The organism is Neisseria sp. P0021.S007 (genome assembly GCF_051956855.1).
On the sequence record NZ_JBQCXA010000001.1, the window covers coordinates 580,765 to 604,068 of the forward strand.

17 protein-coding genes and 1 pseudogene are annotated in these 23,304 nt (G+C 50.9%); 3 read left to right on the plus strand and 15 right to left on the minus strand.

Annotated elements, in window-relative coordinates:
• Window positions 1–105 precede the first annotated feature (105 nt).
• Window positions 106–1,671: a glutamine-hydrolyzing GMP synthase gene (guaA, locus tag ACTHUR_RS02785; RefSeq protein WP_070461856.1), complete on the plus strand. Its 1,566-nt coding sequence runs from the start codon at window positions 106–108 to the stop codon at window positions 1,669–1,671.
• Window positions 1,672–1,741: 70 nt separating this feature from the next.
• Here the strand turns inward: guaA and gloB are convergent, their stop codons facing one another.
• The 7 genes from gloB to ACTHUR_RS02820 form a co-directional block, all read right to left on the minus strand.
• A complete protein-coding gene (gene gloB / locus ACTHUR_RS02790) occupies window positions 1,742–2,491 on the minus strand; it encodes a hydroxyacylglutathione hydrolase (protein WP_440361112.1) in 750 nt (249 codons plus the stop codon).
• Window positions 2,492–2,514: 23 nt separating this feature from the next.
• The gene (locus ACTHUR_RS02795) at window positions 2,515–3,600 is read right to left on the minus strand and encodes a hypothetical protein (protein ID WP_049322084.1); all 1,086 of its coding nucleotides are present in this window, start codon (window positions 3,598–3,600) and stop codon (window positions 2,515–2,517) included.
• A gap of 182 nt (window positions 3,601–3,782) precedes the next feature.
• Entirely contained in the window at window positions 3,783–7,709 is a 3,927-nt protein-coding gene (gene purL, locus ACTHUR_RS02800) for a phosphoribosylformylglycinamidine synthase (protein WP_049322085.1), read from the minus strand.
• 306 nt (window positions 7,710–8,015) lie between these two features.
• Window positions 8,016–10,016: a DNA helicase Rep gene (rep, locus tag ACTHUR_RS02805; RefSeq protein ID WP_049359451.1), complete on the minus strand. Its 2,001-nt coding sequence runs from the start codon at window positions 10,014–10,016 to the stop codon at window positions 8,016–8,018.
• Window positions 10,017–10,107: 91 nt separating this feature from the next.
• A complete protein-coding gene (locus ACTHUR_RS02810) occupies window positions 10,108–11,043 on the minus strand; it encodes a dihydroorotate oxidase (protein WP_049322087.1) in 936 nt (311 codons plus the stop codon).
• A gap of 204 nt (window positions 11,044–11,247) precedes the next feature.
• Window positions 11,248–12,429 (minus strand): aspartate aminotransferase family protein, encoded by a 1,182-nt coding sequence (locus tag ACTHUR_RS02815; RefSeq protein ID WP_049359457.1) that lies wholly within the window; start codon window positions 12,427–12,429, stop codon window positions 11,248–11,250.
• 112 nt (window positions 12,430–12,541) lie between these two features.
• Window positions 12,542–13,486, minus strand: coding sequence for a class I SAM-dependent methyltransferase (locus ACTHUR_RS02820; protein WP_049322089.1), 945 nt, complete (start codon window positions 13,484–13,486; stop codon window positions 12,542–12,544).
• Window positions 13,487–13,823: 337 nt separating this feature from the next.
• Between ACTHUR_RS02820 and ACTHUR_RS02825 the strand changes: the two genes are divergently transcribed.
• Complete coding sequence (locus tag ACTHUR_RS02825; protein WP_049322090.1) at window positions 13,824–15,233, plus strand: DEAD/DEAH box helicase; 1,410 nt, start codon at window positions 13,824–13,826, stop codon at window positions 15,231–15,233.
• Window positions 15,234–15,360: 127 nt separating this feature from the next.
• Here ACTHUR_RS02825 and leuB read toward each other — a convergent pair whose 3' ends face one another.
• The 8 genes and pseudogenes from leuB to leuC all read right to left on the minus strand — a co-directional run bounded on the left by leuB (window position 15,361) and on the right by leuC (window position 21,631).
• Window positions 15,361–16,431, minus strand: coding sequence for a 3-isopropylmalate dehydrogenase (leuB, locus tag ACTHUR_RS02830; protein WP_049322091.1), 1,071 nt, complete (start codon window positions 16,429–16,431; stop codon window positions 15,361–15,363).
• A gap of 66 nt (window positions 16,432–16,497) precedes the next feature.
• Entirely contained in the window at window positions 16,498–17,361 is an 864-nt protein-coding gene (locus ACTHUR_RS02835; protein ID WP_049322092.1) for a DUF1444 family protein, read from the minus strand.
• A gap of 38 nt (window positions 17,362–17,399) precedes the next feature.
• Complete coding sequence (locus ACTHUR_RS02840; protein WP_049322093.1) at window positions 17,400–17,861, minus strand: YhcH/YjgK/YiaL family protein; 462 nt, start codon at window positions 17,859–17,861, stop codon at window positions 17,400–17,402.
• A 91-nt stretch (window positions 17,862–17,952) separates the two neighbouring features.
• Window positions 17,953–18,610, minus strand: a pseudogene (locus tag ACTHUR_RS02845) (DUF2625 domain-containing protein).
• A 68-nt stretch (window positions 18,611–18,678) separates the two neighbouring features.
• Window positions 18,679–19,320 (minus strand): 3-isopropylmalate dehydratase small subunit, encoded by a 642-nt coding sequence (gene leuD, locus ACTHUR_RS02850; protein ID WP_063067850.1) that lies wholly within the window; start codon window positions 19,318–19,320, stop codon window positions 18,679–18,681.
• Between the two features lie 48 nt (window positions 19,321–19,368).
• The gene (locus tag ACTHUR_RS02855) at window positions 19,369–19,734 is read right to left on the minus strand and encodes a VOC family protein (RefSeq protein ID WP_049335221.1); all 366 of its coding nucleotides are present in this window, start codon (window positions 19,732–19,734) and stop codon (window positions 19,369–19,371) included.
• A 103-nt stretch (window positions 19,735–19,837) separates the two neighbouring features.
• Window positions 19,838–20,092, minus strand: a complete 255-nt coding sequence (locus tag ACTHUR_RS02860; protein ID WP_049335219.1) for a hypothetical protein — start codon at window positions 20,090–20,092, stop codon at window positions 19,838–19,840.
• 129 nt (window positions 20,093–20,221) lie between these two features.
• A complete protein-coding gene (gene leuC, locus ACTHUR_RS02865) occupies window positions 20,222–21,631 on the minus strand; it encodes a 3-isopropylmalate dehydratase large subunit (RefSeq protein WP_049335217.1) in 1,410 nt (469 codons plus the stop codon).
• 264 nt (window positions 21,632–21,895) lie between these two features.
• Between leuC and gshA the strand changes: the two genes are divergently transcribed.
• Window positions 21,896–23,254 (plus strand): glutamate--cysteine ligase, encoded by a 1,359-nt coding sequence (gshA, locus tag ACTHUR_RS02870; RefSeq protein ID WP_004520351.1) that lies wholly within the window; start codon window positions 21,896–21,898, stop codon window positions 23,252–23,254.
• Window positions 23,255–23,304 lie beyond the last annotated feature (50 nt).

A 23,304-nucleotide genomic window follows, 5' to 3' on the forward strand; every position in this document is an offset into this window, starting at 1 on the left:
AATGGTATAATCTCGCCGTTTCAGACGGCCTTTTTTATTGTGGTTTAAATTTGAAATTTATCCTCCCGGCCGCACCGTTTTCTTACATTTTGCAAAGTTTCCGCCATGACTCAAGACAAAATCCTTATTCTCGACTTCGGCTCGCAAGTTACCCAGCTGATCGCCCGCCGCGTGCGCGAAGCCCACGTTTACTGCGAACTGCATTCTTTTGACATGCCTTTGGAAGAAATCAAAGCTTTCAATCCGAAAGGCATCATCCTCTCCGGCGGCCCTAATTCCGTTTACGAATCCGATTATCAAGCCGATACCGGCATTTTTGATTTGGGCATTCCGGTCTTGGGCATTTGCTATGGCATGCAATTTATGGCGCACCACTTGGGCGGCGAAGTTACCCCGGGCAACCAACGCGAATTCGGTTATGCACAAGTTAAAACCATCGACAGCGAGCTGACACGCGGCATTCAAGACGATGCGCCAAACACGCTCGACGTATGGATGAGCCATGGCGATAAAGTTTCCAAACTGCCTACCGGCTTCTCTGTTATCGGCGATACCCCGTCTTGCCCGATTGCCATGATGGAAAACGCTGAGAAACAATTCTACGGCATCCAATTCCACCCTGAAGTGACCCACACTAAGCAAGGTCGCGCGTTGTTGAACCGCTTTGTCTTGGATATTTGCGGCGCACAACCAAGCTGGACCATGCCGAACTACATCGAGGAAGCCGTTGCCAAAATCCGCGAACAAGTTGGCAGTGACGAAGTGATTTTGGGTTTGTCCGGCGGCGTGGACTCTTCCGTAGCGGCCGCACTGATTCACCGCGCTATCGGCGACCAACTGACCTGCGTGTTTGTTGACCACGGTCTGTTGCGTTTGAACGAAGGCAAAATGGTGATGGATATGTTTGCCCGCAACTTGGGCGTACGCGTGATTCACGTTGATGCAGAAGAGCAGTTTTTGGCGAAACTTGCCGGCGTGACCGATCCGGAGAAAAAACGCAAAATCATCGGTGCGGAATTTATCGAAGTATTCGATGCTGAAGAGAAAAAACTCACTAACGCCAAATGGTTGGCGCAAGGTACGATTTACCCTGACGTAATCGAATCCGCAGGCGCAAAAACCAAAAAAGCCCACGCCATCAAATCCCACCACAACGTCGGCGGCCTGCCTGAAAACATGAAGCTCAAGCTGCTTGAGCCTTTGCGTGATTTGTTCAAAGACGAAGTGCGCGAATTGGGCGTCGCTTTGGGTCTGCCGCGTGAAATGGTGTACCGTCATCCGTTCCCGGGCCCCGGTTTGGGCGTGCGTATCTTGGGCGAAGTGAAAAAAGAATACGCCGACTTGCTCCGTCAAGCAGACGATATTTTCATTCAAGAATTGCGCAATACTACCGATGAAAACGGCACATCTTGGTATGACCTGACCAGCCAAGCCTTTGCCGTATTCCTGCCTGTGAAATCCGTCGGCGTGATGGGTGATGGCCGTACTTACGATTACGTCGTTGCCTTGCGTGCCGTGATTACCAGCGACTTTATGACTGCGCACTGGGCAGAGCTGCCTTACTCGCTGCTCGGCCGCGTTTCCAACCGCATCATTAACGAAGTCAAAGGCATCAACCGCGTGGTTTATGATGTCAGCGGTAAACCGCCTGCCACAATTGAGTGGGAATAATCCCTAAATAATAAAGGCCGTCTGAACAGATATTGTTCAGACGGCCTTATTTATTAGGGACTAAGCCCAATTAAAATTGATTTTTCAATTCACGCAAAGCGGCGAAGACTTCGAGTTCGCTGTTTAATTTTCGTCCGCTCAATTCTTCGGCACGTGCTTGAACTTGTGGCAGGTATATGCGGAAAAATGGGTTGACTTTGCGCTCGTGCGCCAGGCTGACAGGCAGTGTCGGCGTGTGTTCGGCTGCGGTCAAGGCCGTCTGAATGTCGGCATTGTCCGGTTCGATATGCTGGGCAAAACGCAGGTTGGAGGCGGTGTATTCGTGCGCCGGATAAAACAGCGTTTCTTCGGGCAGCTGGTTGAATCGGTGGAAACTGTCGTAAAGCTGCTCGATTGTGCCGGTAAATACGCGGCCGCAACCGGCGGAGAACAAGGTATCGCCGCAGAAAACGTGCAGGCCGTCTGAATTTTCCAGTAGATAGCTGATGTGGCGGTCGGTATGGCCGGGGGTCGCCCAAACGGTAACCAAGCCTTCGCCAAACGGGAACTGCGTACCTGCGGTGACGGTATGCGTCGCCACGTCGATGTCGCTTTCGCCATAGATTGGGGATTCTAAGAAGCCGTTGTGCAGCGCTTTTGCGCCACCGGTATGGTCTGGGTGCGGGTGGGTAATCCATGTTTGCGCCAGCATCAAGTGGTTGTGCACAAGGAATTTTAAGACCGGCGTGGCATCGGACGGATCGACGCAGACGGCATGGTTGCCTTCTTGAATCATCCAGATGTAGTTGTCGTTTAGGGCTTGGATTGGTGTGATTTTCATATGCTTTCTTCTGGTTTGGGGTTTCAGACGGCCTCTAAATAATCTTTGATATTCGGGCTTTGGCCGAACACGGCTTCATGGGCTTGCTGGATGCACAGTCGGTTGAACAGCAATCTTTGGGTTTGGTCGCCGTCGACAATCCGCACTTGGCCTTGCAGTTTGGGCGCGTCGTGATGAAAGGTGTTTTTAAACGCGTGCCAACGGTCAGCTTGCAGATGAACGATGGCAAACATATCGTGCGAGATATTAACGCCGATGCTGAATAGCTTGGATGAGGCTTGCAGGCAGAAACTGCTGTCGCCAAACAGGCACAGCCCCGTGTTTTCCAGATAGCGGAACAATTCGATTTTCACGGCTTCGGGTTCGGCAAAGATATTGCAAAACAGCCGTTCAAACAACGACGGCTGCGCCACGCCTTCGCTCAACATACCGTAAAGACCGCCCAGCCAATCGACATAGCCGAGAAAGGAAAAACGGTAGTCCTGCATAATGGCTTCGATGCGCTTGGGGTCGCGTTTGCTGATCAAGCGGACAAATTCAAAACCGACTTCCGGCAGCCGCGCCCGAAGCGTTTGGTGCAGGCGGTGGGCAAACAGGTTTTTATGGTTGTGCGGATTGCGCAGAATGCCGAGGAATTTCAGCCGCAATATCCGCCACAAGGCATCCGGTACTTTGACGGTATCGGCATTTGCCGTAGGTATTTTCAGACGGCCTGCAGGCAGGGTGCGCAGATGGTTGCAGGCATCTTCGTAGCCGCTTTCATGACGGTTGAACCAGCTTTCCAGATTGTATTGGTTGGCGGAGTCTTCGACAAAGGTCAGCGTATAGAGGTTTTTCGCCGCCAAGTTGCCGATGATGTTGACGCTTATCGCTTCGCTGCGGTTTTGTTCTTTGCTGCGGGCTTTTTCGCCAGGATGGAACATGGATAAGGGTAGCTTGTAAACATTCTGATTCTGCGGGCTGACCTGCGGATTATGCGCGTGCTGTCGCTGCTCGGTCTGGGCGACGAAGTGGTGCTCCTTAGTCGGATTCGCGGTCAATAGGGCGTAAGGCTTTTCGCCGCATTCGGAAAATTCGCAATCGCTGAGGATAAAGGCTTGTCGAGTCATAATGTCGGGAAAGGCCGTCTGAATATGTTGATTATAGTTTAAAAGAGGGAAATACAGAATGACGGCAGCCGGTTTCTATAAATAAAGTAAACTTAAAGGCCGTCTGAAAACAGGAGGCGGAAAATTTTGCCTTTCCTGTTTCAGACGGCCTTGCTTAAAGCCTGATCAAATCAAGCTTTTCATTAGCCCAAAGCTTTTCTTGCGCCGGCAAAGAGGCGATACCAGCCAGACAGTTCCGTCCAGTCTTCCGGTTTCCAGCTCATTTGCGCGGCACGGTACACGCGTTCCGGATGCGGCATCATGATGGTAACGCGGCCGTCGGTGTTGGTCACGCCGGCAATGCCTTGTGGCGAGCCGTTGGGGTTGAGCGGATAAGTTTGGGTCACTTGGTTTTGACCGTCCACATATTGCAGCGCAATGCCCAAATCGGTGGAAATATTGCCGCCGTGAAGCGCGAAGTCAGCGCGGCCTTCGCCGTGGCTGACCACGACAGGCAGGCTGGAGCCTTGCATTTCGTTCAGAATCAGCGACGCGGATTTCGGAACATGAACCATGCTCAGGCGCGCTTCAAACTGTTCGCTCAGGTTGCGCTTGAACTTCGGCCATGTTTCTGCGCCCGGGATAATCTCGGCAAGGTTGCTGACCATTTGACAACCGTTGCACACGCCCAATGTAAGCGTGTTCGGATCGGCAAAGAAGGCGGCAAATTGGTCGCGCAGAGCAGGGTGGAACAGAATCGATTTCGCCCAGCCTTCGCCCGCACCGAGTACGTCGCCGTAGCTGAAGCCGCCGCACGCCGCCAGCATTTTGAAGTCGGCAAGGTTAACGCGGCCTGCCATCAGGTCGGACATATGCACGTCGTAGGCATCGAAACCGGCGCGGGTGAAGGCGGCGGCCATTTCGATTTGCCCGTTCACGCCCTGTTCGCGCAGGATGGCGATTTTGGGTTTCGCGCCGCTGTTGACGAAAGGCGCGGCGATGTCTTCGTTCACGTCGAACTTCACGTCGGCAAACAATGCGCTGCATTCATTGTCGCCAATCAGGGCGAACTCGCTGTCTGCGCAGGCGGGGTTATCGCGCAGGCGTTGGATGGCGTGGCTGGTTTCCTGCCATGCGCGTTGCAGGTCGGTAAGGGATTGATTGAAAATTTCTTCTCCTGCATTGATGACCATATGGCCGCTGTCGGCAAACTCTCCCAAATGGTGAAGCGTGAGATTCAGTTTCTCGCACAAATTGAAAATATATTCGTGGTCGGCAGCGTGAACAGCAATAACGGCTCCTAATTCTTCGTTAAACAGGGTAGTTAGGACAAATTTTTGCCATTCTTGAGGCGAGTAATACTCGTTTTGAACGTTAATATTTTTACTTACCATTGTCAGCAGGTCGAGATTCATGCCACGGCGAGAAGCAAATGCCATTTCTGCCAGAGTCACAAACAAACCGCCGTCGCTGCGGTCGTGGTAGGCCAGCAACTTATCTTCTTGAACGAGTTGCTGAATTAACTGATAAAACGCTTTCAGATGGCCTGCATTAATATCAGGTGCTTCGCCGCCGCTTCGGTTATACACTTGAGCCAGTGCAGAACCACCCATACGGCACTTGTTGTTGCCTAAGTCAATCATCAGCAGAATAACGGACGAATTGGCATTGTCTTTTAATACGGGCGTAACAGTCTTGCGCACGTCTTGAACTGGCGCGAACGCGGAGATAATCAGGCTCAACGGCGAGACGACGGATTTTTTCTCTTCGCCGTCCTGCCAAACGGTTTTCATCGACAGGCTGTCTTTACCTACCGGAATGCTCAAATCCAATGCCTGACAGGCTTGGGAGACGGCTTCGACGGTGCGGTAGAGTTTTTCGTCTTCGCCCTCGTTGCCGCACGCCGCCATCCAGTTGGCGGAAAGTTTGATGTTGCCGATGTCGCCGATGTTGACCGCCGCGATGTTGGTGATGGCTTCGCCGACGCACATTCTGCCCGAAGCAGGCGCGTCAAACAGGGCGACGGTCGGTTTTTCGCCCATAGACATTGCTTCGCCGCGATAGGTGTTGAAGCCCATCATGGTAACGGCGCAATCGGCTACGGGGGTTTGGTATTTGCCGACCATTTGGTCGCGGTGGGTCATGCCGCCGACGCTGCGGTCGCCGATGGTAATCAGGAAGTTTTTGGCGGCTACGGTAGGCAGGCGCAAAACGCGGTAGGCGGCTTCGGTAATGTCGATATCGCCGGCGTTAAACGGTTTTTCAGACGGCGTAACTGTTTTGTCGCTGCGCGTGGTTTTGGGCGGTTTGCCGAGCAAAACGTTTAACGGCAAATCGACAGGGTTGTTGGAGAACAAGTCGTCGCGCACTTTCAAATGGCCGTCGTCAGTCGCTGTACCGACTACCGCAAACGGGCAGCGTTCGCGTTCGCAGATGGCGCGGAAGGTGTCCAAATCTTTTTCCAAAATGGACAACACATAACGCTCTTGCGATTCGTTGCACCAGATTTGCAGCGGGTTGAGGCCGTGTTCTTCCAGCGGCACTTCGCGCAACTTGAATACCGCGCCGCGTCCGGCATCGTTGACGAGTTCGGGGAAGGCGTTGGACAGACCGCCCGCACCGACGTCGTGGATGGAGATAATCGGGTTTTTGTCGCCAAGCTGCCAGCAGCGGTCGATCACTTCTTGCGCACGGCGTTCGATTTCAGGGTTGCCGCGTTGTACGGAGTTGAAGTCCAAAGACGCGTCGTTTGTTCCGGTATTCATCGAAGAAGCCGCGCCGCCGCCCAAGCCGATGAGCATGCCCGGGCCGCCCAGTTGGATCAGCAAGGCGCCTTCGGGGATTTCGTCTTTGTGTGTTTGTTGTGCCTGAATGCTGCCCAAACCGCCGGCAATCATAATCGGTTTGTGATAGCCGCGAACCTGACCGTCAAATTTTTCTTCAAAAGTGCGGAAGTAGCCCAAGAGGTTCGGGCGGCCGAATTCGTTGTTGAACGCTGCGCCACCGATCGGGCCTTCGATCATGATGTCTAAAGGGGAAGCAATATGGCCGGGTTTGCCGTAGGCTTGTTCCCAAGGCTGCTCCAGGCCCGGGATATTCAGGTTGGAGACGGTAAATCCGGTCAAGCCCGCTTTCGGACGCGAACCTTTGCCTGTTGCGCCTTCATCACGGATTTCGCCGCCCGCACCCGTTGCCGCGCCCGCAAACGGAGCGATGGCGGTCGGGTGGTTGTGCGTTTCCACTTTCATGATGATATGGGTATCTTCTTCGTGGAAACGATAGCCTTGATTTTCCGCCGCATTCGGATAGAAACGCTCGATTTTTGCGCCTTCGATCACGGACGAATTGTCTTTATAGGCAACGACTGTGCCTTCGGGATGCGCGTTGTGCGTGTCGCGAATCATGCCGAAAAGGGATTTCGGTTGTTTTTCGCCGTTGAGGATGAAATCGGCGTTGAAGATTTTGTGGCGGCAGTGTTCGCTGTTTGCCTGAGCGAACATCATCAATTCAACATCGGACGGATTGCGGTTTAAAGCCTGATAGTTTTCAACCAGATAATCGATTTCGTCGGCTGAAAGCGCCAAGCCCATTTCGGTATTGGCTTTGACCAAAGCCTCTTTACCGCCGCCCAAAACATCTACGCTGGAGAAGGTTTCCGATTGGATGTGGTGGAACAGTTGCGCCGCTGCATCGATGTCGGTCAACACGCTTTCGGTCATGCGGTCGTGCAACAGGGCTGCCCATTGTTGTTTTTGCCCGTCGGTAAGCGCACCTTCCAACCATACGGCCATGCCGCGTTCAATACGCTCAATGCCTTCCAGACCGCAGTTTTCGGCGATATTGGTTGCTTTGGAAGCCCAAGGCGAAATGGTGCCCAAACGGGGCGTTACCAAAAATAAATGCAAGCCCTCGCGCGCTTTGGGCGTTTGTTCAACGCTTTGCGCCGCCAGTAAGGCTTGCAGTTTTTCGACTGTCGCGGCATCAAGTGCTTTTTCGCTACCGACAAAATACCAAAATTCGCTGCTTAATTTGACTTCGGGCAGGCCGAGTGCGGCTGCTTTTTGAAAGAGTTTTTCAACACGGAAATCGGAAAGGGCGGTTACACCGCGCAAGGGCAGAACAACAGACATGGATTCAGCTCACAAAATGCAGTTGGGGAATCCATTATTATACCTGAAAAATGCAATTTTGCTTGTGAATTTATACTTGAAATGTTGACAATTTTTACTTGTGAACAGAAGACGGAAGAAGCCGTCTTTCCGTCCTTTTGTTTATTTTATATCTGATTATTCAGCTATTTTTATTTATTTTTGAAGGATTGGGCGAAATGGCGTTGGATAGGTGCGTCGACGTAAAGTGAGGATTATTGGATGGTTGTTTGTGATTTTTTGCTGACAATAAGGCCGTCTGAAACCTTGTTTTCAGACGGCCTTGCGTTATCCTTTCTTTTTATTCCCCAGCATATCCAGCAAGCCTGCTAAATGACTTTTGCCTTCTTCCTTGCTCACAATCGGATCGCCGCCTTTGCGTCCTAAAATCTTGATGTCTTCCTGCGGCATTTCGTCTATGAAGCGGCTGGGCTCGGGGAATTGCCATGTGCCTTGTTTTTTGCGTTTGAGGCAGTGGGTCAGTGTAAGCTGGCGTTTGGCGCGGGTGATGCCGACGTACATCAGACGACGTTCTTCTTCGACATTGTCTTCTTCGATGCTGTCGTTGTGTGGCAAGATGCCTTCTTCGCAACCGACAAGGAAAACGTAGGGGTATTCCAAACCTTTGGAAGCGTGCAGTGTCGAGAGTTTGACGGCATCGACTTCTTCTTCGCCTTTACCTTCTAAAAGCGTCATTAAGGCGATGGTTTGGGCAAGTTCGATGATGTTTTTGCCGTCCTGCTCGCCTTTGCGTTCCAGCCAGCCGGTCAGGTCGGTAACGTTGCGCCATTTGATTTCGCCTGCTTTGCCTTCTTCACTGGCAAGCAGGTGGTTTTCGTAGTCGATTTCTTTCAGTAGGTTATGAATAAGCTCGCCTGCTTCGCTGGTTTCGGCTTTGGCGCGGTAACTTTCCATCATATCCATGAAGGCTTGCAGGTGTTGGCGGTTGGTGTTGTTCAGCAAAGCAAGGGCTTCTACAGTTTGCGCGGCTTCATACAGGCTGCATTCGTGTTCGTGCGCGTAGGTGTTGAGCTTGCCCAGCGTTACATCGCCGATGCCGCGTTTGGGCGTGGTCACGGCGCGCAAGAAGGCAGGATCGTCGTTGGGGTTGGCAAGCAGGCGCAAATAGGACAAAACGTCTTTGATTTCGGCTTTGTCGAAAAAACTTTGTCCGCCGGAGAGCTGGTAGGGAACGCGTGCGCTGCGCAGGGCTTCTTCAAAAATCCGCGCCTGATGGTTGCCGCGGTATAACACGGCGAAATCGGCGTATTGGGTTTTGTCGCCGCCGACCAGCTTCTGCTTGACGATTTGGCTGACAACCCAGTCGGCTTCGTGCTGCTCACTTTGACAGGCAACGACTTTGACGATTTCGCCTTCGCCGAACTGCGACCAAAGTTTTTTGGTAAAGAGTTTGGGATTGTTTTCAATGACTTTGTTGGCGATTTTGAGAATCCGCGCGGTGGAGCGGTAGTTTTGCTCCAGCTTGATAACCTTCATCTGCGGATAGTCTTCCTGCATTTTACGCAGGTTTTCCATGTTCGCGCCGCGCCAAGCGTAGATGGACTGGTCGTCATCGCCGACGGCAGTAAACATGCCTTCCGCGCCGGTCAAGAGCTTCATCAGGGTGAATTGGCAGGTGTTGGTGTCTTGGCATTCATCAACCAGTAGATACCGCAGCCGTCGCTGCCATTTGTTGCGCACTTCACTGTTTTGCTGCAACAGCACGGCGGGCAGACGGATTAAGTCGTCGAAGTCCACCGCCTGATAGCTTTGCAGGGTTTCCTGATAGCTCGCATACACGCGCGCTGTTTGCTGTTCCCACACATTGGAGGCCGTCTGAAGCAAGTCTTTGGGCGTTTTTAAATCGTTTTTCCACAGGGAAATCTGGTGCTGCGCTTTGAATACAGCTTCTTTGCCCGTGCCGCCTAAAAGTTCGCTGATGATTTTCGCGCTGTCGGTAGAGTCGAGGATGGAGAAGTTTTTTTTGTAACCGATTTGGTTCGCCTCTTCGCGCAGAATCTTCATGCCCAAAGAGTGGAAGGTACAAATTGTCAGCCCGCGCATTTGCGATTTGGGCAGCATTTTGGCAACGCGTTCCTGCATTTCCGTAGCGGCTTTGTTGGTGAAGGTAATCGCGGCGACGGTATGCGGCAGATAGCCGACGTTGACAATCAAATGCTTTATTTTTTGCGTAATCACGCCGGTTTTACCGCTGCCTGCACCGGCAAGGACGAGCAGGGGGCCGCCAAGATATTGGACTGCGGCTTGCTGTTGGGGGTTGAGTTTCATTGAAGGGGGAAGACGGGTAATGTGGGGAACAATTATACAACAAGGCCGTCTGAAATTTTCAGACGGCCTTGGGCGTTTTTTAGCGTAAACCTTATGCTAAATATTTCAATTTGCCTTTGAAGTCTTCCAGTTTTTCGTAGCCTTTTTGCGCCATGATGGCTTTTAATTCAAGGGAAACCCGTTCAAAAATATCTACGCCTTGCTGGTGTAGCGCCGTGCCGATCTGCACCATGCTTGCGCCGCACAAGATGTGTTCAAACGCATCCCGGCCGCTGTAAACGCCGCCTGTTCCAATGACTTGAATAGACGGATCCAGTCTTTGATAGAACGCGTGGACATTGGCAAGCGCAGTCGGTTTGATGTATTGGCCGCCTATGCCGCCGAAGCCGTTTTTCGGGCGGATGACGACGGATTCGTCTTCGATATATATGCCGTTGCCGATGGAGTTGACACAGTTGACGAATTTTAGGGGATGATGGTTGAACACTTCTGCCGCTTGATCGAAATGGACGATATCGAAATATGGTGGTAATTTGATGCCTAAAGGTTTATCGAAGTAGCTGAAGGCTTCGCTCAAAATCTGCTCGGTGGTTTCAAAATCATAGGCGATTTGCGGCTTACCGGGGACGTTTGGGCAGGAAAGATTGAGTTCGGTAATGCCGTTGAATCCACTGTTTTGCACTTTTTTTAACAACATATGCGTTTCATCGGGCGACATACCGACCAGTGAGAGGAAAAATGTCCGTTCTGGCTGAGTCTCTTGGAGTGAAAGCAGGTAATCCAGATAGTAATCAATGCCTTGGTTTGGCAAGCCCATCGAATTGATGCTGCCGAGAGGAACATCGTGATAACGTGGCTCAGGGTTACCTTGACGCGGGGTAAGCGTTGCAGTCTTGGTAACGAAAGTGCCTGCTGAAGACTGTCTGACCGCTTCCAATTCCTCAACAGTCATACATGACACCCCAGCGGCATTCATCAGGCAGTTGTCAAAGGAAAAACCGGCGATTTGGGTTTTCAACGATACCATCTCCTGCTCCTTTTCTCTGTAAAATCAAAATGTTTGACAAGCGTAACATGAAGAGGCGGTACGATTTTTAACAAACATCAAATGACAGGGAATATAGGCGGATGTTGTTTTCAATATTGAAAAAAGGCCGTCTGAAAAACTTAAACGGTCTTTCAGACGGCCTTCACTAAGCTGTCGGCTGATTTAGCTATTGGGCTTTGAAAATCAGGCCAACCATTCGTTCAAAGCCGCTTCAAAACGTTTCAAGCCTTCGGCCATGTCCTCATCGTTCAGCAACAGGCTGGGGGCGAAACGCACCACATTGGCTCCGGCAACCAGTACCATCAGGCCGTGTTTCAAAGCAGCGGCGGTAATTTCCGATGCCTTGCCTGCGTATTCGTCTGCCAACACGCAGCCGAGCAGCAAGCCCATGCCGCGGACTTCTTTAAATACGCCGGTTTTCACGCCTAATTCACGCAAGGCCGTCTGAAGTTTTTGGCCTTGTTGCTCAACGTGTGCCAATGTTTCGGGCGCATTGATGATGTCAAACGCACGGCTGCCGACCGCGCATGCCATCGGATTGCCGCCGAAGGTTGAACCATGTGTTCCGGGGCCGAAGGTTGGGGCGATTTTATCGGTGGTCAGTATCGCGCCAATCGGGAAACCGCAACCCAAGGCTTTGGCGGAGCTGATGATGTCGGGTGTTACGCCGTAATGCTCGTAGGCAAACAGTTTGCCCGTATGACCCATGCCGGTTTGCACTTCGTCCAAAATCAGCAAAGTGCCGTGTTTGTCGCATAAACGGCGTGCGGCTTGCAGATATTCTTGGGTGGCAGGCAGAATGCCGCTTTCGCCTTGAATCGGCTCGATAATTACGGCGCAGGTTTTGTCGCCGACGGCGGCTTCCAATGCGGCAATATCATTAAATGGAACATGGGTAATATCTGACGGCAGCGGCGCGTAGTCTTTGCTGTATTTGGGCTGGCCGCCGACGGATACGGTAAACAGGGTGCGGCCGTGGAAGCTGTTGAGGCAGGAGATGATTTCGGTTTTGTGTTCGCCAAAATGATCGCGGCCGTATTTGCGCGCCAGTTTCAACGCGGCTTCATTGGCTTCTGCGCCGGAATTGCAGAAAAACACTTTGTCGGCAAAGGTGTTTTCGACCAGTTTTTTGGCTAATTCTTGCGCCGGTTGGGTAGTGTAAATATTAGAAATGTGCCAGAGTTTTTGAGACTGCTCGGCCAAGGCTGCGACCAAATCGGGATGGCAATGGCCCAGCGCGTTCACAGCAATACCGCCTGACAGGTCAATGTATTCTCGTCCTTCAGTATCCCAAACCCGGCTGCCGAGTGCGCGTTCCGGAATCATGGGGGCGAATGAGAAATTGGGCGTCAGGTAGTTTTGCATGTTATTTTCCTTTTAATATTGTCAACAATTTCTTCAATTATGCGCCTATTGATTCAGAGATTCAATATGGCAATCAGGCCGTCTGAAAACTGGCTTTCAGACGGCCTGATGCTTATTTATGCTTGATTTCCCAGCATTGATGGATTTTTTTGTTGCGGAAATCGTCGGGAACGGATTGTTTGGAAATGTCTTTGACTGCGTATTGTTCTGCGACCGAATCGTCCAACACAAAGCTGCGCAGGTTGTTGGAGAAATACAGAATGCCGTCTGAAGCGAGCAGGCTCATTGCGCCGTCAATCAGCTTTTTATGGTCGCGCTGGATGTCGAGGATGTCGAGCATCTTTTTGCTGTTGGAAAAGCTGGGCGGGTCCATGACGATCAGGTCGAACTTTTTGCCTTCGTCTGCGGCGTTTTGCAGATATTGGAACACGTCGGCGCGGACGATTTTGTGTTGTTTGGTATCGATGCCGTTGAGTTCGAAATTGCGTTTCGCCCAATCGAGATAAGTGTTGGACAAATCGACGGTTTCGCTGGATGCCGCGCCGCCGGTGGCGGCATAGACGGTGAAGCTGCCGGTGTAGGAAAACAGGTTGAGGAAGCGTTTGCCCGCCGTGGTGTCGCCGACTTTTTTGCGCGTGTTGCGGTGGTCGAGAAAGAGGCCAGTGTCGAGGTATTTGTCGAGGTTGACCCAAAACTTGCAGCCGTTTTCCGTGATGATGAAATCGTCGCCGGTTTTGCCGGTTTTCTCGTATTGTTGCAAACCTTTTTGGCGTTCGCGACGTTTGAGGTGGATTTGTTCGGGCGCAAAACCGGTCACAAAACCGATGGCTTCCAATACATCGGCAAGCCATGCTTCGTATTCTTCAGGCTGCATCAGCCAGCCGGTATCGTATTCCTGAAGGTGGATTTGGTTGCCGTAAACATCGACGGCAAAGGGAAATTGGGGAATATCGCGGTCGTAAATGCGCCAGGCTTCGATATTGTTGCGTTTGGCCCATTTCATAAGATGTTTGATGTTTTTGCCCAAGCGGTTGGCAAAGGGGGTAATGTCGGTCATGGTTTTCAGACGGCCTGAATAAGTATTGGGAAGGGGTTGGATTTTAACGCACTTGATGCCTTTTTGCTTGACTGTTATCCATAAAATCTATATTATCCGCCGTTCGCCTTTTGATACGAAGCCATCGTCATCCAACCTAAACCGCCGTTTCGGGCGCGTTTCTTTTATTGCTTGCTTATTGGCAAAGCCTTTTCTGTGCAGGTTGTCGTCGATGTTAACCACAAGCAAGATGCTTGCGACAACCCTGTAACTTCACATTTCCCGTATCGTTACTTTCCTTTGCTTCAGGTCGTCTGAAATTGTTCAGGCGTGCGCGTTGTTGTCTCTTAGGATAGATATGTCTATTAAATTTGCCGATTTGAACCTTGATAAAAACATTTTGTCCGCCGTGCGCAGCGAGGGTTACGAAAACCCGACGCCGATTCAGGCGCAAGCGATTCCGTTTGCTTTGGACGGCCGCGACATTATGGCTTCGGCACAAACCGGCTCCGGTAAAACCGCAGCCTTCCTGCTGCCGACTTTGCAAAAACTGACCAAGCGCAGCGAAAAACCGGGGAAAGGCCCGCGCGCGTTGGTGTTGACGCCGACCCGTGAATTGGCGGCTCAAGTGGAAAAAAATGCGCTGGTGTATGCTAAAAATATGCGCTGGTTCCGTACTGTCAGCATTGTCGGCGGCGCATCTTTCGGCTACCAAACCCGTGCTCTGAGCAAACCGGTTGACCTGATTGTCGCCACTCCGGGCCGTCTGATGGACTTGATGCAAAGCGGCAAAGTTGATTTCGCCCGTTTGGAAGTGCTGATTTTGGACGAAGCCGACCGTATGCTGGACATGGGCTTTATCGATGACATCGAAACCATCGTCGAAGCCACTCCGACCGACCGTCAGACTTTGTTGTTCTCCGCCACTTGGGACGGCGCAGTGGGCAAACTGGCGCGCAAACTAACCAAAGACCCTGAAATCATCGAAGTCGAGCGCGTGGACGACCAAGGCAAAATCGAAGAGCAGTTGTTGTACTGTGATGATATGCGCCACAAAAACCGCCTGCTCGACCACATCCTGCGCGACGCCAACATCGACCAATGCGTGATTTTCACGTCCACCAAAGCCATGACCGAAGTCATCGCGGATGAATTGTACGAAAAAGGTTTTGCCGCCAATTGCCTGCACGGCGATATGCCGCAAGGCTGGCGTAACCGTACGCTGATGGACTTGCGAAAAGGCCGCTGCAAAATTTTGGTTGCCACCGACGTTGCCGCTCGCGGTATCGACGTGCCAACCATTACCCACGTTATCAACTACGACTTACCAAAACAGGCTGAAGACTACGTTCACCGTATCGGCCGTACCGGTCGCGCTGGCCGTACCGGTATTGCGATTACTTTTGCCGAAGTGAATGAATACGTCAAAGTACACAAAATTGAAAAATACATCGGCCGCAAATTGCCTGAGCTGACCATCGAAGGCATGGAGCCGACACGCAAACGTAAATCTGCCGGCGGCAAACCGAAAGGCAAAGGCGGCTGGGGCGATCGTAAATCCGGCGGCTGGCGTGGCGATAAGAAACCGGGCAAAGAAGGCTTCGGTGGCAAATCACGCAGCGAAGGCCATAAAAAAGACGGTTTCAAAAAAGATGGCTTTAAGAAAGACGGTTTCAAGAAGTCTGACGGTTTCAAAAAAGGCGGCGAAGGCTTTAAAGGCAAACGTAAGTCTAACGACGGCTTTGCCGGTAAACATAAAAAAGGTTGATTGCTTCAATCTTAAGGCCGTCTGAAATAAGACGAAAGGGCGTGTGAAGATACGCCCTTTTTTATGCTTTCGAGTTTTTACATATAAAAAAGCGTGGAATTGGCCCCACGCTTTTTCAGACGGCCTCTTACAAAGCGGCCAATACGGCATCGCCCATTTCGGAGCAGGAAACCAGTTTGGTACCTTCTTCGTAAATGTCGCCGGTACGCAAGCCTTGTTGCAATACTTTTTGTACGGCGTTTTCAACTTGTTGAGCGCGTGCTTCGTCGTTTAGGCTGTAACGCAGCAACATGGCAAGAGACAATACGGTCGCCAGCGGATTGGCTTTGTTTTGACCGGCAATGTCGGGAGCGGAGCCGTGAGACGGTTCGTACAGGCCTTTGCCGTTTTCGTCCAAAGAAGCGGAAGGCAGCATACCGATGGAGCCGGTCAGCATGGAGGCTTCATCAGAGAGAATGTCGCCGAAGATGTTACCGGTGGCAATCACGTCAAACTGTTTGGGCGCGCGTACCAACTGCATGGCGGCATTGTCGACGTACATATGGGAAAGCTCAACATCAGGATATTGTTTGCCGATTTCTTCAAAGATTTCGCGCCACAGTTCGGTGGTTTCCAAAACGTTGGCTTTGCCTACGGAGCAGACTTTTTTGCTGCGTTTTTGGGCGGATTGGAAGGCAACGTGGGCAATACGGCGGATTTCGCTTTCGCTGTATTTCATGGTGTTGTAGCCTTCGCGTTCGCCGTTTTCCAAAACACGGATGCCGCGCGGTTCGCCAAAGTAAATATCGCCGGTCAGTTCGCGTACGATAAGGATGTCAAGGCCGACTACAATTTCCGGTTTCAGAGTGGAAGCATTGGCCAGCTCTTTATACAAAATGGCAGGGCGCAAATTAGCAAACAGATTCAAGTCTTTACGGATGGCCAACAAGCCGCGTTCAGGGCGTAGCGGACGGTCGAGATTGTCGTATTGAGGAGAACCGACGGCACCAAGCAGAACCGCATCGGCTTTACGGCAAAGGTTTTGCGTGAATTCTGGATAAGGATGGCCGTATTCGTCATAGGCTTCGCCGCCCAAAGGCGCATATTCGTAGCTGACATCCAAACCTTGTTCGATAAGTTTGTCGAGTACGCGGACGGTTTCTGCAACGATTTCAGGGCCGATGCCGTCGCCGCGCAAGATAGCGATATGTTTGGTCATTTCGGGTTTCCTTATGGGAAGGTTTTAGGTAAAGGGCAGGTCGCCTGTTTTTCAGACGGCCTTAAATCAATTTGCTCTGAAAACGCTGATTGTACCATTATGGTACTGGTAAAGCTGGGTAGAAATCGCATAGGCAGAGTCTTCAAATGCCTGCAGGGCAATATTCGCCATCGCCTGCAAAGCTTCTTCATCGGATGGGCTGCAAACGAGCAGGGCGTTGCGTGCCGGGACTGCAAAAACAGGGTTGACCGGCAGCATAGGATCGTCTTTAAGCACTTCGTTCAAAAGCAAAATCAGGGAAGCATCATAGTCGTTGTCCAAATGGATTTGGGTCAATGACCAACCTTCGGCATGATGAATTTGAACACGTCCATTCATCCGTTGGCGCAAATTATCCATGGCGGTACGATATAAGGCGTCTTCATCTTCAATACCGGCCTCTTTCATATGCTCACGATTGAGCGTATGCATGGATTCTTCCGTATCCACCATATAAAGCAACATGATATCGCCTGCAATCAGTTTGTATACCAGGTAATCGGCAGGCTCGTCTTCGTCCGTATTTGTAATCAGTCTGACGTTTTCCAGATAAATCGTATTTTTAATTGTCGGAAGAATTTGTTGTGCTGAAACACTGGCATCAGTGTCTTGAATCTTATCGATAACCGCTAAATTGGCAGCAACAATAGCTTCCAAGGCCTCGGGATTCTGCAGATAACTTGTGTAATGGTTGCTCAAATATGTGCTGAACGATGCTTCATCGTCTTCGGAAAACTGGACGATGATAGGCGAAGAAGCAATGTTTTCGCCCCAGTCGATTTTCGCCTCAAGATCCAATTCTTCTTGGATACGACGGGCAAAGTATTCGACAAATTCCTGCCAAGTCATTAATTTAGGTTTGGAGCGGAACAACCTGCTGAAAAAAGACATATTGTGTCCTGAATAAGGGGATAAGGCCGTCTGAAAGATTATAGGCGTTCGGTTTCAACACGGATTTTAAAAACAACTTTGCGTATGTTTGCCCTGTCGCCGACCAATGGGGCATGCGCATCATTCGGGAAAAATAGCGCAAATTCGCCGGGCTCCAAGGTCAGCCAGGTTTCCGGCTCACAGTCGAAAAATTCGATATCGCGCTTTTCATTGTAGCCCAAACCGTTTTTCAGACGGCCTCTGTCTATCCAGCCATATGTTTCGCTGCCATCAATCGGCGTTTGAATATCAATGTGTTTTAAGTGCGCTTCAGGCTGAGCTTCGCCTTGAGTCCTCATCGGCTCGCTGCCGATAAAAATACGGATATTGGGATTCTCGCATGGCACTTGGCCGTCTGGCAGCTTGGCAAAATCCAAGGTCTGCAACAGATGGAAGGCCTCTGCAAAGTCGGGATGCAGGGCAGCATAGCGGGTGGCATTGCTTATGGTGTCGGTAATCATGGTGTGGTTAGGTAGAATTAAACTTCAGACCAATACGTTTTTAAGGATGCTTTATTTGAATTGTAACAACAAGGCCGTCTGAAAATGCTTTTTATGGAGTTGTGTTTTGCAAATCCAAAGTGGAAGCATAATGTTCCTCTATGGGAACACGCTTACGGCTGACTTGGTTTATATCGCTGCCTTCTTCAGTCCATAAAAACGGAAAGAACGTATAAACGCTGTCGCCATTCAAATCACGGATTTCTTCGCGCCAATTTTCCCAACGCAGGTTTTCGTAAAACAACTGCAAATCGCCGGTCAATGCCCAATTTAAGAAGTCGCCGTAACCTTTACCGCAATCTTCCCATTCCAAGGTATCCAGCGGCAGGTAGAAAACATTACCTACTTTGCCATTCAATCCCCCGCCATTAATTGCAAAATAGCCTCCAGCAACATCATCGGCAAACAGATAATAGGGAGCAGGGCCTGCTGGCTCGGATTGTGTGCGGCCCAGATTCCAACTTCCCAAACCACGGGGTAGCTTCGTACTGCCGGAACCCAGTATCCGCAACCAGCCGTCGTCAATCAGGATGCCGCCGGTTTCATAAACGACAGCGCCCATAAACGAACGTGTTGTTGACAAGTTCTTCCTTTGCCTTTTCAAGCGTGCGGGGCAGGACTTCAACGCTGTTTGTCGTTTCCGCAAGCCACTCTTGAATCAATGGCCATGCAGGGTCTTGGGTTTGGATTAATTCGTCGAATGATCTCATGGACTATTTCAAAACATTCAGTAAAGGCCGTCTGAAACACTTAAATTTTTCAGACGGCCTTTTGTATGTCAACCGTTAAACAGCCAAGGCTGGCTTTGGCGGCGTTTTTCTTCGAAGGCGTGAATTTCGTCAGCGTGTTGCAGGGTCAGGCCGATTTCGTCCAAGCCGTTTAAGAGGCAGTGTTTGCGGTGTTCGGTAACGTCGAATGTGAATGTTTCGCCGCTAGGGGTGGTCAGGGTTTGCTCGGCAAGGTCGATGGAGAGCTGATAGCCTTCGTTGGCTTCAACTTCTTTGAAAAGCTGGTCAACCTGTTCTTCTGTCAAAACTATAGGCAAAAGGCCGTTTTTGTAGCAGTTGTTGAAGAAGATGTCGGCGAAGCTGGGGGCGATGACGGCGCGGAAGCCGTAGTCGTCCAATGCCCAAGGGGCGTGTTCGCGTGAAGAGCCGCAACCGAAGTTTTTACGCGTCAACAGGATTTGTGCGCCTTGATAGCGTGGCTGGTTCAGGGAGAAATCAGGATTCAACGGGCGTTTGCTGTTGTCCATGCCAGGTTCGCCGTGGTCGAGGTAACGCCATTCATCAAAGGCATTGGGGCCGAAGCCGCTGCGTTTGATGGATTTCAGAAATTGTTTGGGGATGATGGCATCGGTGTCGACGTTGCTGCGGTCGAGCGGGGCAACGATGGCGGTAATTTTGGTAAAGGCTTTCATGTCAGATTCTTATAGTAATAATGGGAAATTATTTTATGGCTATTCGGGTTAGCGTGTGCTGTGCAAACCGATTCGGTTGCCTTCTGTGTCTTCGATAAATGCTGCAAAGCCGTTGGCAATGCGGAATTTCTCTTGTAACAGTTTGCCGCCTGCTTCAACGGCTTTTTCTGCTGTTTCGGCGCAATTCGGGCAATTAAAGAAAATGGTTGTACCGCCGTGGCCGGGCTGGGCATTGCTGTCGTGCCAAATCATGCCGGCCGTACCGTGTTGGGTGTAATCGGCTGGGAAAATGATGAAACGGAATCCGTTGCCGCCAACGTCTTGCAGGGGCTTACCGAATACGGATTCGTAAAAGGCTTTGGCGCGATCCAAATCATGAGCATGAATACCAAACCAGCTTGACGGATTACTCATTGTTTCTTCCTTTGCTTTGAATCGTGAAAATGTCTGAAAAATTAATAATGTATCAGGCCGTCTGAAACGGAGTCAGGAGCTTCAGACGGCCTGATTTACCGAATTATTCGGTAGCGGCTTCGATTTTTTCTCCAACATGGCTCATGCCGCGGCCTACTGCATTGCCGCCTTTTTTAACGGCTTCGCCGGTTTTGTCGGCAACGTGTTCTGCCGTTTCTTTGGTTTTATCGGCTACACGCTCGGCAGTCTCTTTGGTTTTGTCCCAATTGCGGTTGGTATCGTCTTTTGCACCGGACCAAGTGCTGGAACAAGCTGACAGGATGAGGGCTGCGGCAGCTAATGCAAACAGTTTTTTCATACTAGATTCCTTTCAAGTTATCAATGATTAAGAAGGTTTTCGGACGTTTTTCGCAATACAATAGGAAAACTTACTTGAGCAAGGTATTGTTTCAGACGGCCTGATCAATAAAGGCCGTCTGAAAATACTTTAAGCCATAGTGCGGATATCGGTAAAGTAGCCGGTCACTGCGGCTGCGGCTGCCATGGCAGGGCTGACGAGGTGGGTGCGTCCGCCGTTGCCTTGACGGCCTTCAAAGTTACGGTTGGAAGTAGAGGCACAACGTTGTCCCGGGGTCAGGCGGTCGGCATTCATGGCGAGGCACATAGAGCAACCCGGCTCGCGCCATTCAAAACCGGCTTCTATAAACACTTCGTGCAAGCCTTCTTTTTCTGCCTGCTCTTTAACCAAACCGGAGCCGGGGACAATCAATACGCGTTGTACATTGTCCGCTTTTTTGCGGCCTTTGGCGATAGCGGCGGCTTCGCGCAAGTCTTCGATACGGCTGTTGGTGCAAGAACCGATAAAGACGATATCGACAGGGATTTCGTTTAATGGCGTACCGGCTTCCAAACCCATGTATTCAAGGGCGCGTTCCATGCCGCTGCGTTTGACCGGATCGGCTTCTTCGGCAGGATTAGGCACTTTGCCGCTGATGTCTAAAACCATTTCAGGCGAGGTGCCCCAAGTTACTTGAGGCTCGATGTCTTCGGCTTTGAAGTGGTATTCTTTATCAAATACGGCACCTTCGTCAGACACCAGCGTACGCCAGTACTCGACGGCTTTGTCCCACGCTTCGCCTTTAGGTGCGAAAGGTTTGCCTTTTACATAGTCGATGGTGGTTTGGTCGACGGCAACCATGCCTGAGCGCGCACCGGCTTCGATCGCCATATTGCACAAGGTCATGCGGCCTTCCATAGAAAGGCTGCGGATGGCTTCGCCGCCAAACTCGATGGCGTAGCCCGTACCGCCTGCCGTACCGATTTGGCCGATGATGTAAAGTGCCACGTCTTTGGCAGTAACACCGGGTTTCAGACGGCCTTCAACGGAAATCAGCATAGATTTGGATTTTTTTGCGGTAATGCACTGGGTCGCCATGGTGTGTTCGACTTCGGAAGTGCCGATACCGTGCGCCAATGCGCCGAATGCGCCGTGGGTAGAAGTGTGCGAGTCGCCACAAACGACGGTCATGCCGGGCAGGGTAGCGCCTTGCTCCGGGCCCATAACGTGCACGATGCCTTGGCCTTTATCCATAAACGGGAAGTAGGCGAGTGCGCCAAACTCTTTAATGTTTTTGTCCAAAGTATCGACTTGCAGTTTGGAAATCGGATCTTGGATACCTTTGTCCCAGTCGCCGGTCGGGGTGTTGTGGTCGGCTGTGGAGACCACGCTGTCGATACGCCAGAGTTTGCGGCCGGCCATTTTCAAGCCTTCAAATGCTTGCGGGCTGGTTACTTCGTGAACCAGGTGGCGGTCGATGTAAAGCAGGACAGTGCCGTCTTCTTCTTCGCGGACAACGTGGCTGTTCCAAAGTTTATCGTAAAGGGTTTGTGCGCTCATGATGAGTATTCTTTGCTATTGGTAGGTATGAATGATGGTTTGCGTTTATGGGCGGATTTTAGGCTTTTTATAGGGGCTGCGCAATAGAAATTTGTCCAATTTTTAAAATTTGTCGCAAAGTTTCAAAAACGCTTATCAAAAATTGGACAAATTGTAGAATTGTTAACAAAAAGATGCATCTTATCTGAAAGAATGCTTGTCGAAATGCACTAAAAAGTTCTATCATTCTCACTCAACATCCACACTTACCAAGAGGTATAGAGAATGAAATTACCGGTAATGGCTCCTGAGCATCTGACTCAATTACGGGAATTTGAGAAAAAAGTCCTTGCCAATCATGCCAAAATCGAAGCATGGTTCCGTTCGCATTGGAACGAACACCGTCCGCCGTTTTATGGCTCGGTTGACATCCGTAATGCCGGTTACAAAATTTCATCTATCGATATGAACCTGTTTCCGGGCGGCTTCAATAATTTGAATCCCAACTTTATCCCGCTGGCGGCGGTTGCCGCGCAAGATGCGGTACAGCGCGCATGTGAAACGGCAAAATCCGTATTGATTATTCCTGAAAACCACACGCGCAACACATTCTATCTGCAAAACGTTTACGCCCTCAGCGAGATTTTGCGTTCGGCAGGATACGAAGTGCGCTTGGGCAGCTTGAATCCTGAAGTGACTGAGCCAACCGAGTTTGAAACCGCATTAGGCAACAAAATTTTGCTTGAACCTTTATTGCGTACCCGTGAGCGTGTACATCTTGCCGACGGTTTCTCGCCTTGCGTTGTTTTGTTGAACAATGACTTGTCTGCGGGTGTTCCTGAAATCCTTAAAGGTATCAACCAAACCGTTTTGCCTCCATTGCACGGCGGCTGGACGACTCGCCGTAAAACCGAACATTTCGGCGCGTACAACCAAGTTGCTGCCGACTTTGCCAAGTTGATTGATATCGACGAATGGCAAATCAATCCTTATTTTGAAAAAATCAGCGGTTTGGATTTCCAAGAGCGTGAAGGCGAGGATGCGTTGGCAGACGCGGTAGAACGCGTATTGGCGAAAATTCAAGCCAAATACGATGAATTGGGCATTACCGACCAGCCTTTCGTTATTGTGAAAGCCGATGCAGGTACTTATGGCATGGGCGTGATGAGCGTTAAATCTGCGGATGAAGTGCGCGGCTTGAACCGTAAAAACCGCAACAAAATGGCGAAAGTCAAAGAGGGTTTAGAAGTTAGCGAAGTCATTGTCCAAGAAGGTATTTATACCTACGAAACCATGAACGGCGCCGTGTGTGAACCTGTCGTTTATATGATGGACCGTTTCGTTATCGGCGGTTTCTTCCGTGTACACGAAGGCCGTGGTGCAGACGAAAACCTCAACGCCGGCGGCATGGTATTCGTCCCGCTGTCCAACAGCATCCCCACCGGCAGCGGCGACAATTCCCAAGAAGCGCCCGAAGCCTGCAAGCGCGTATTTGAACAATGGGACTCGCTCGGCATGCCACGTTCTGAAAAAGACTGCGACGTCGACAATGAACACAACCGCCTCTACGTTTACGGCGTAATGGCGCGCCTGTCCTTGCTTGCTGCCGCATTGGAATTGGAGAAAACCGCGCCTCAAGCCTAATAAAGCATAAAGCGTTGATCGATATTGTCAGGCCGTCTGAAAATTTGTTT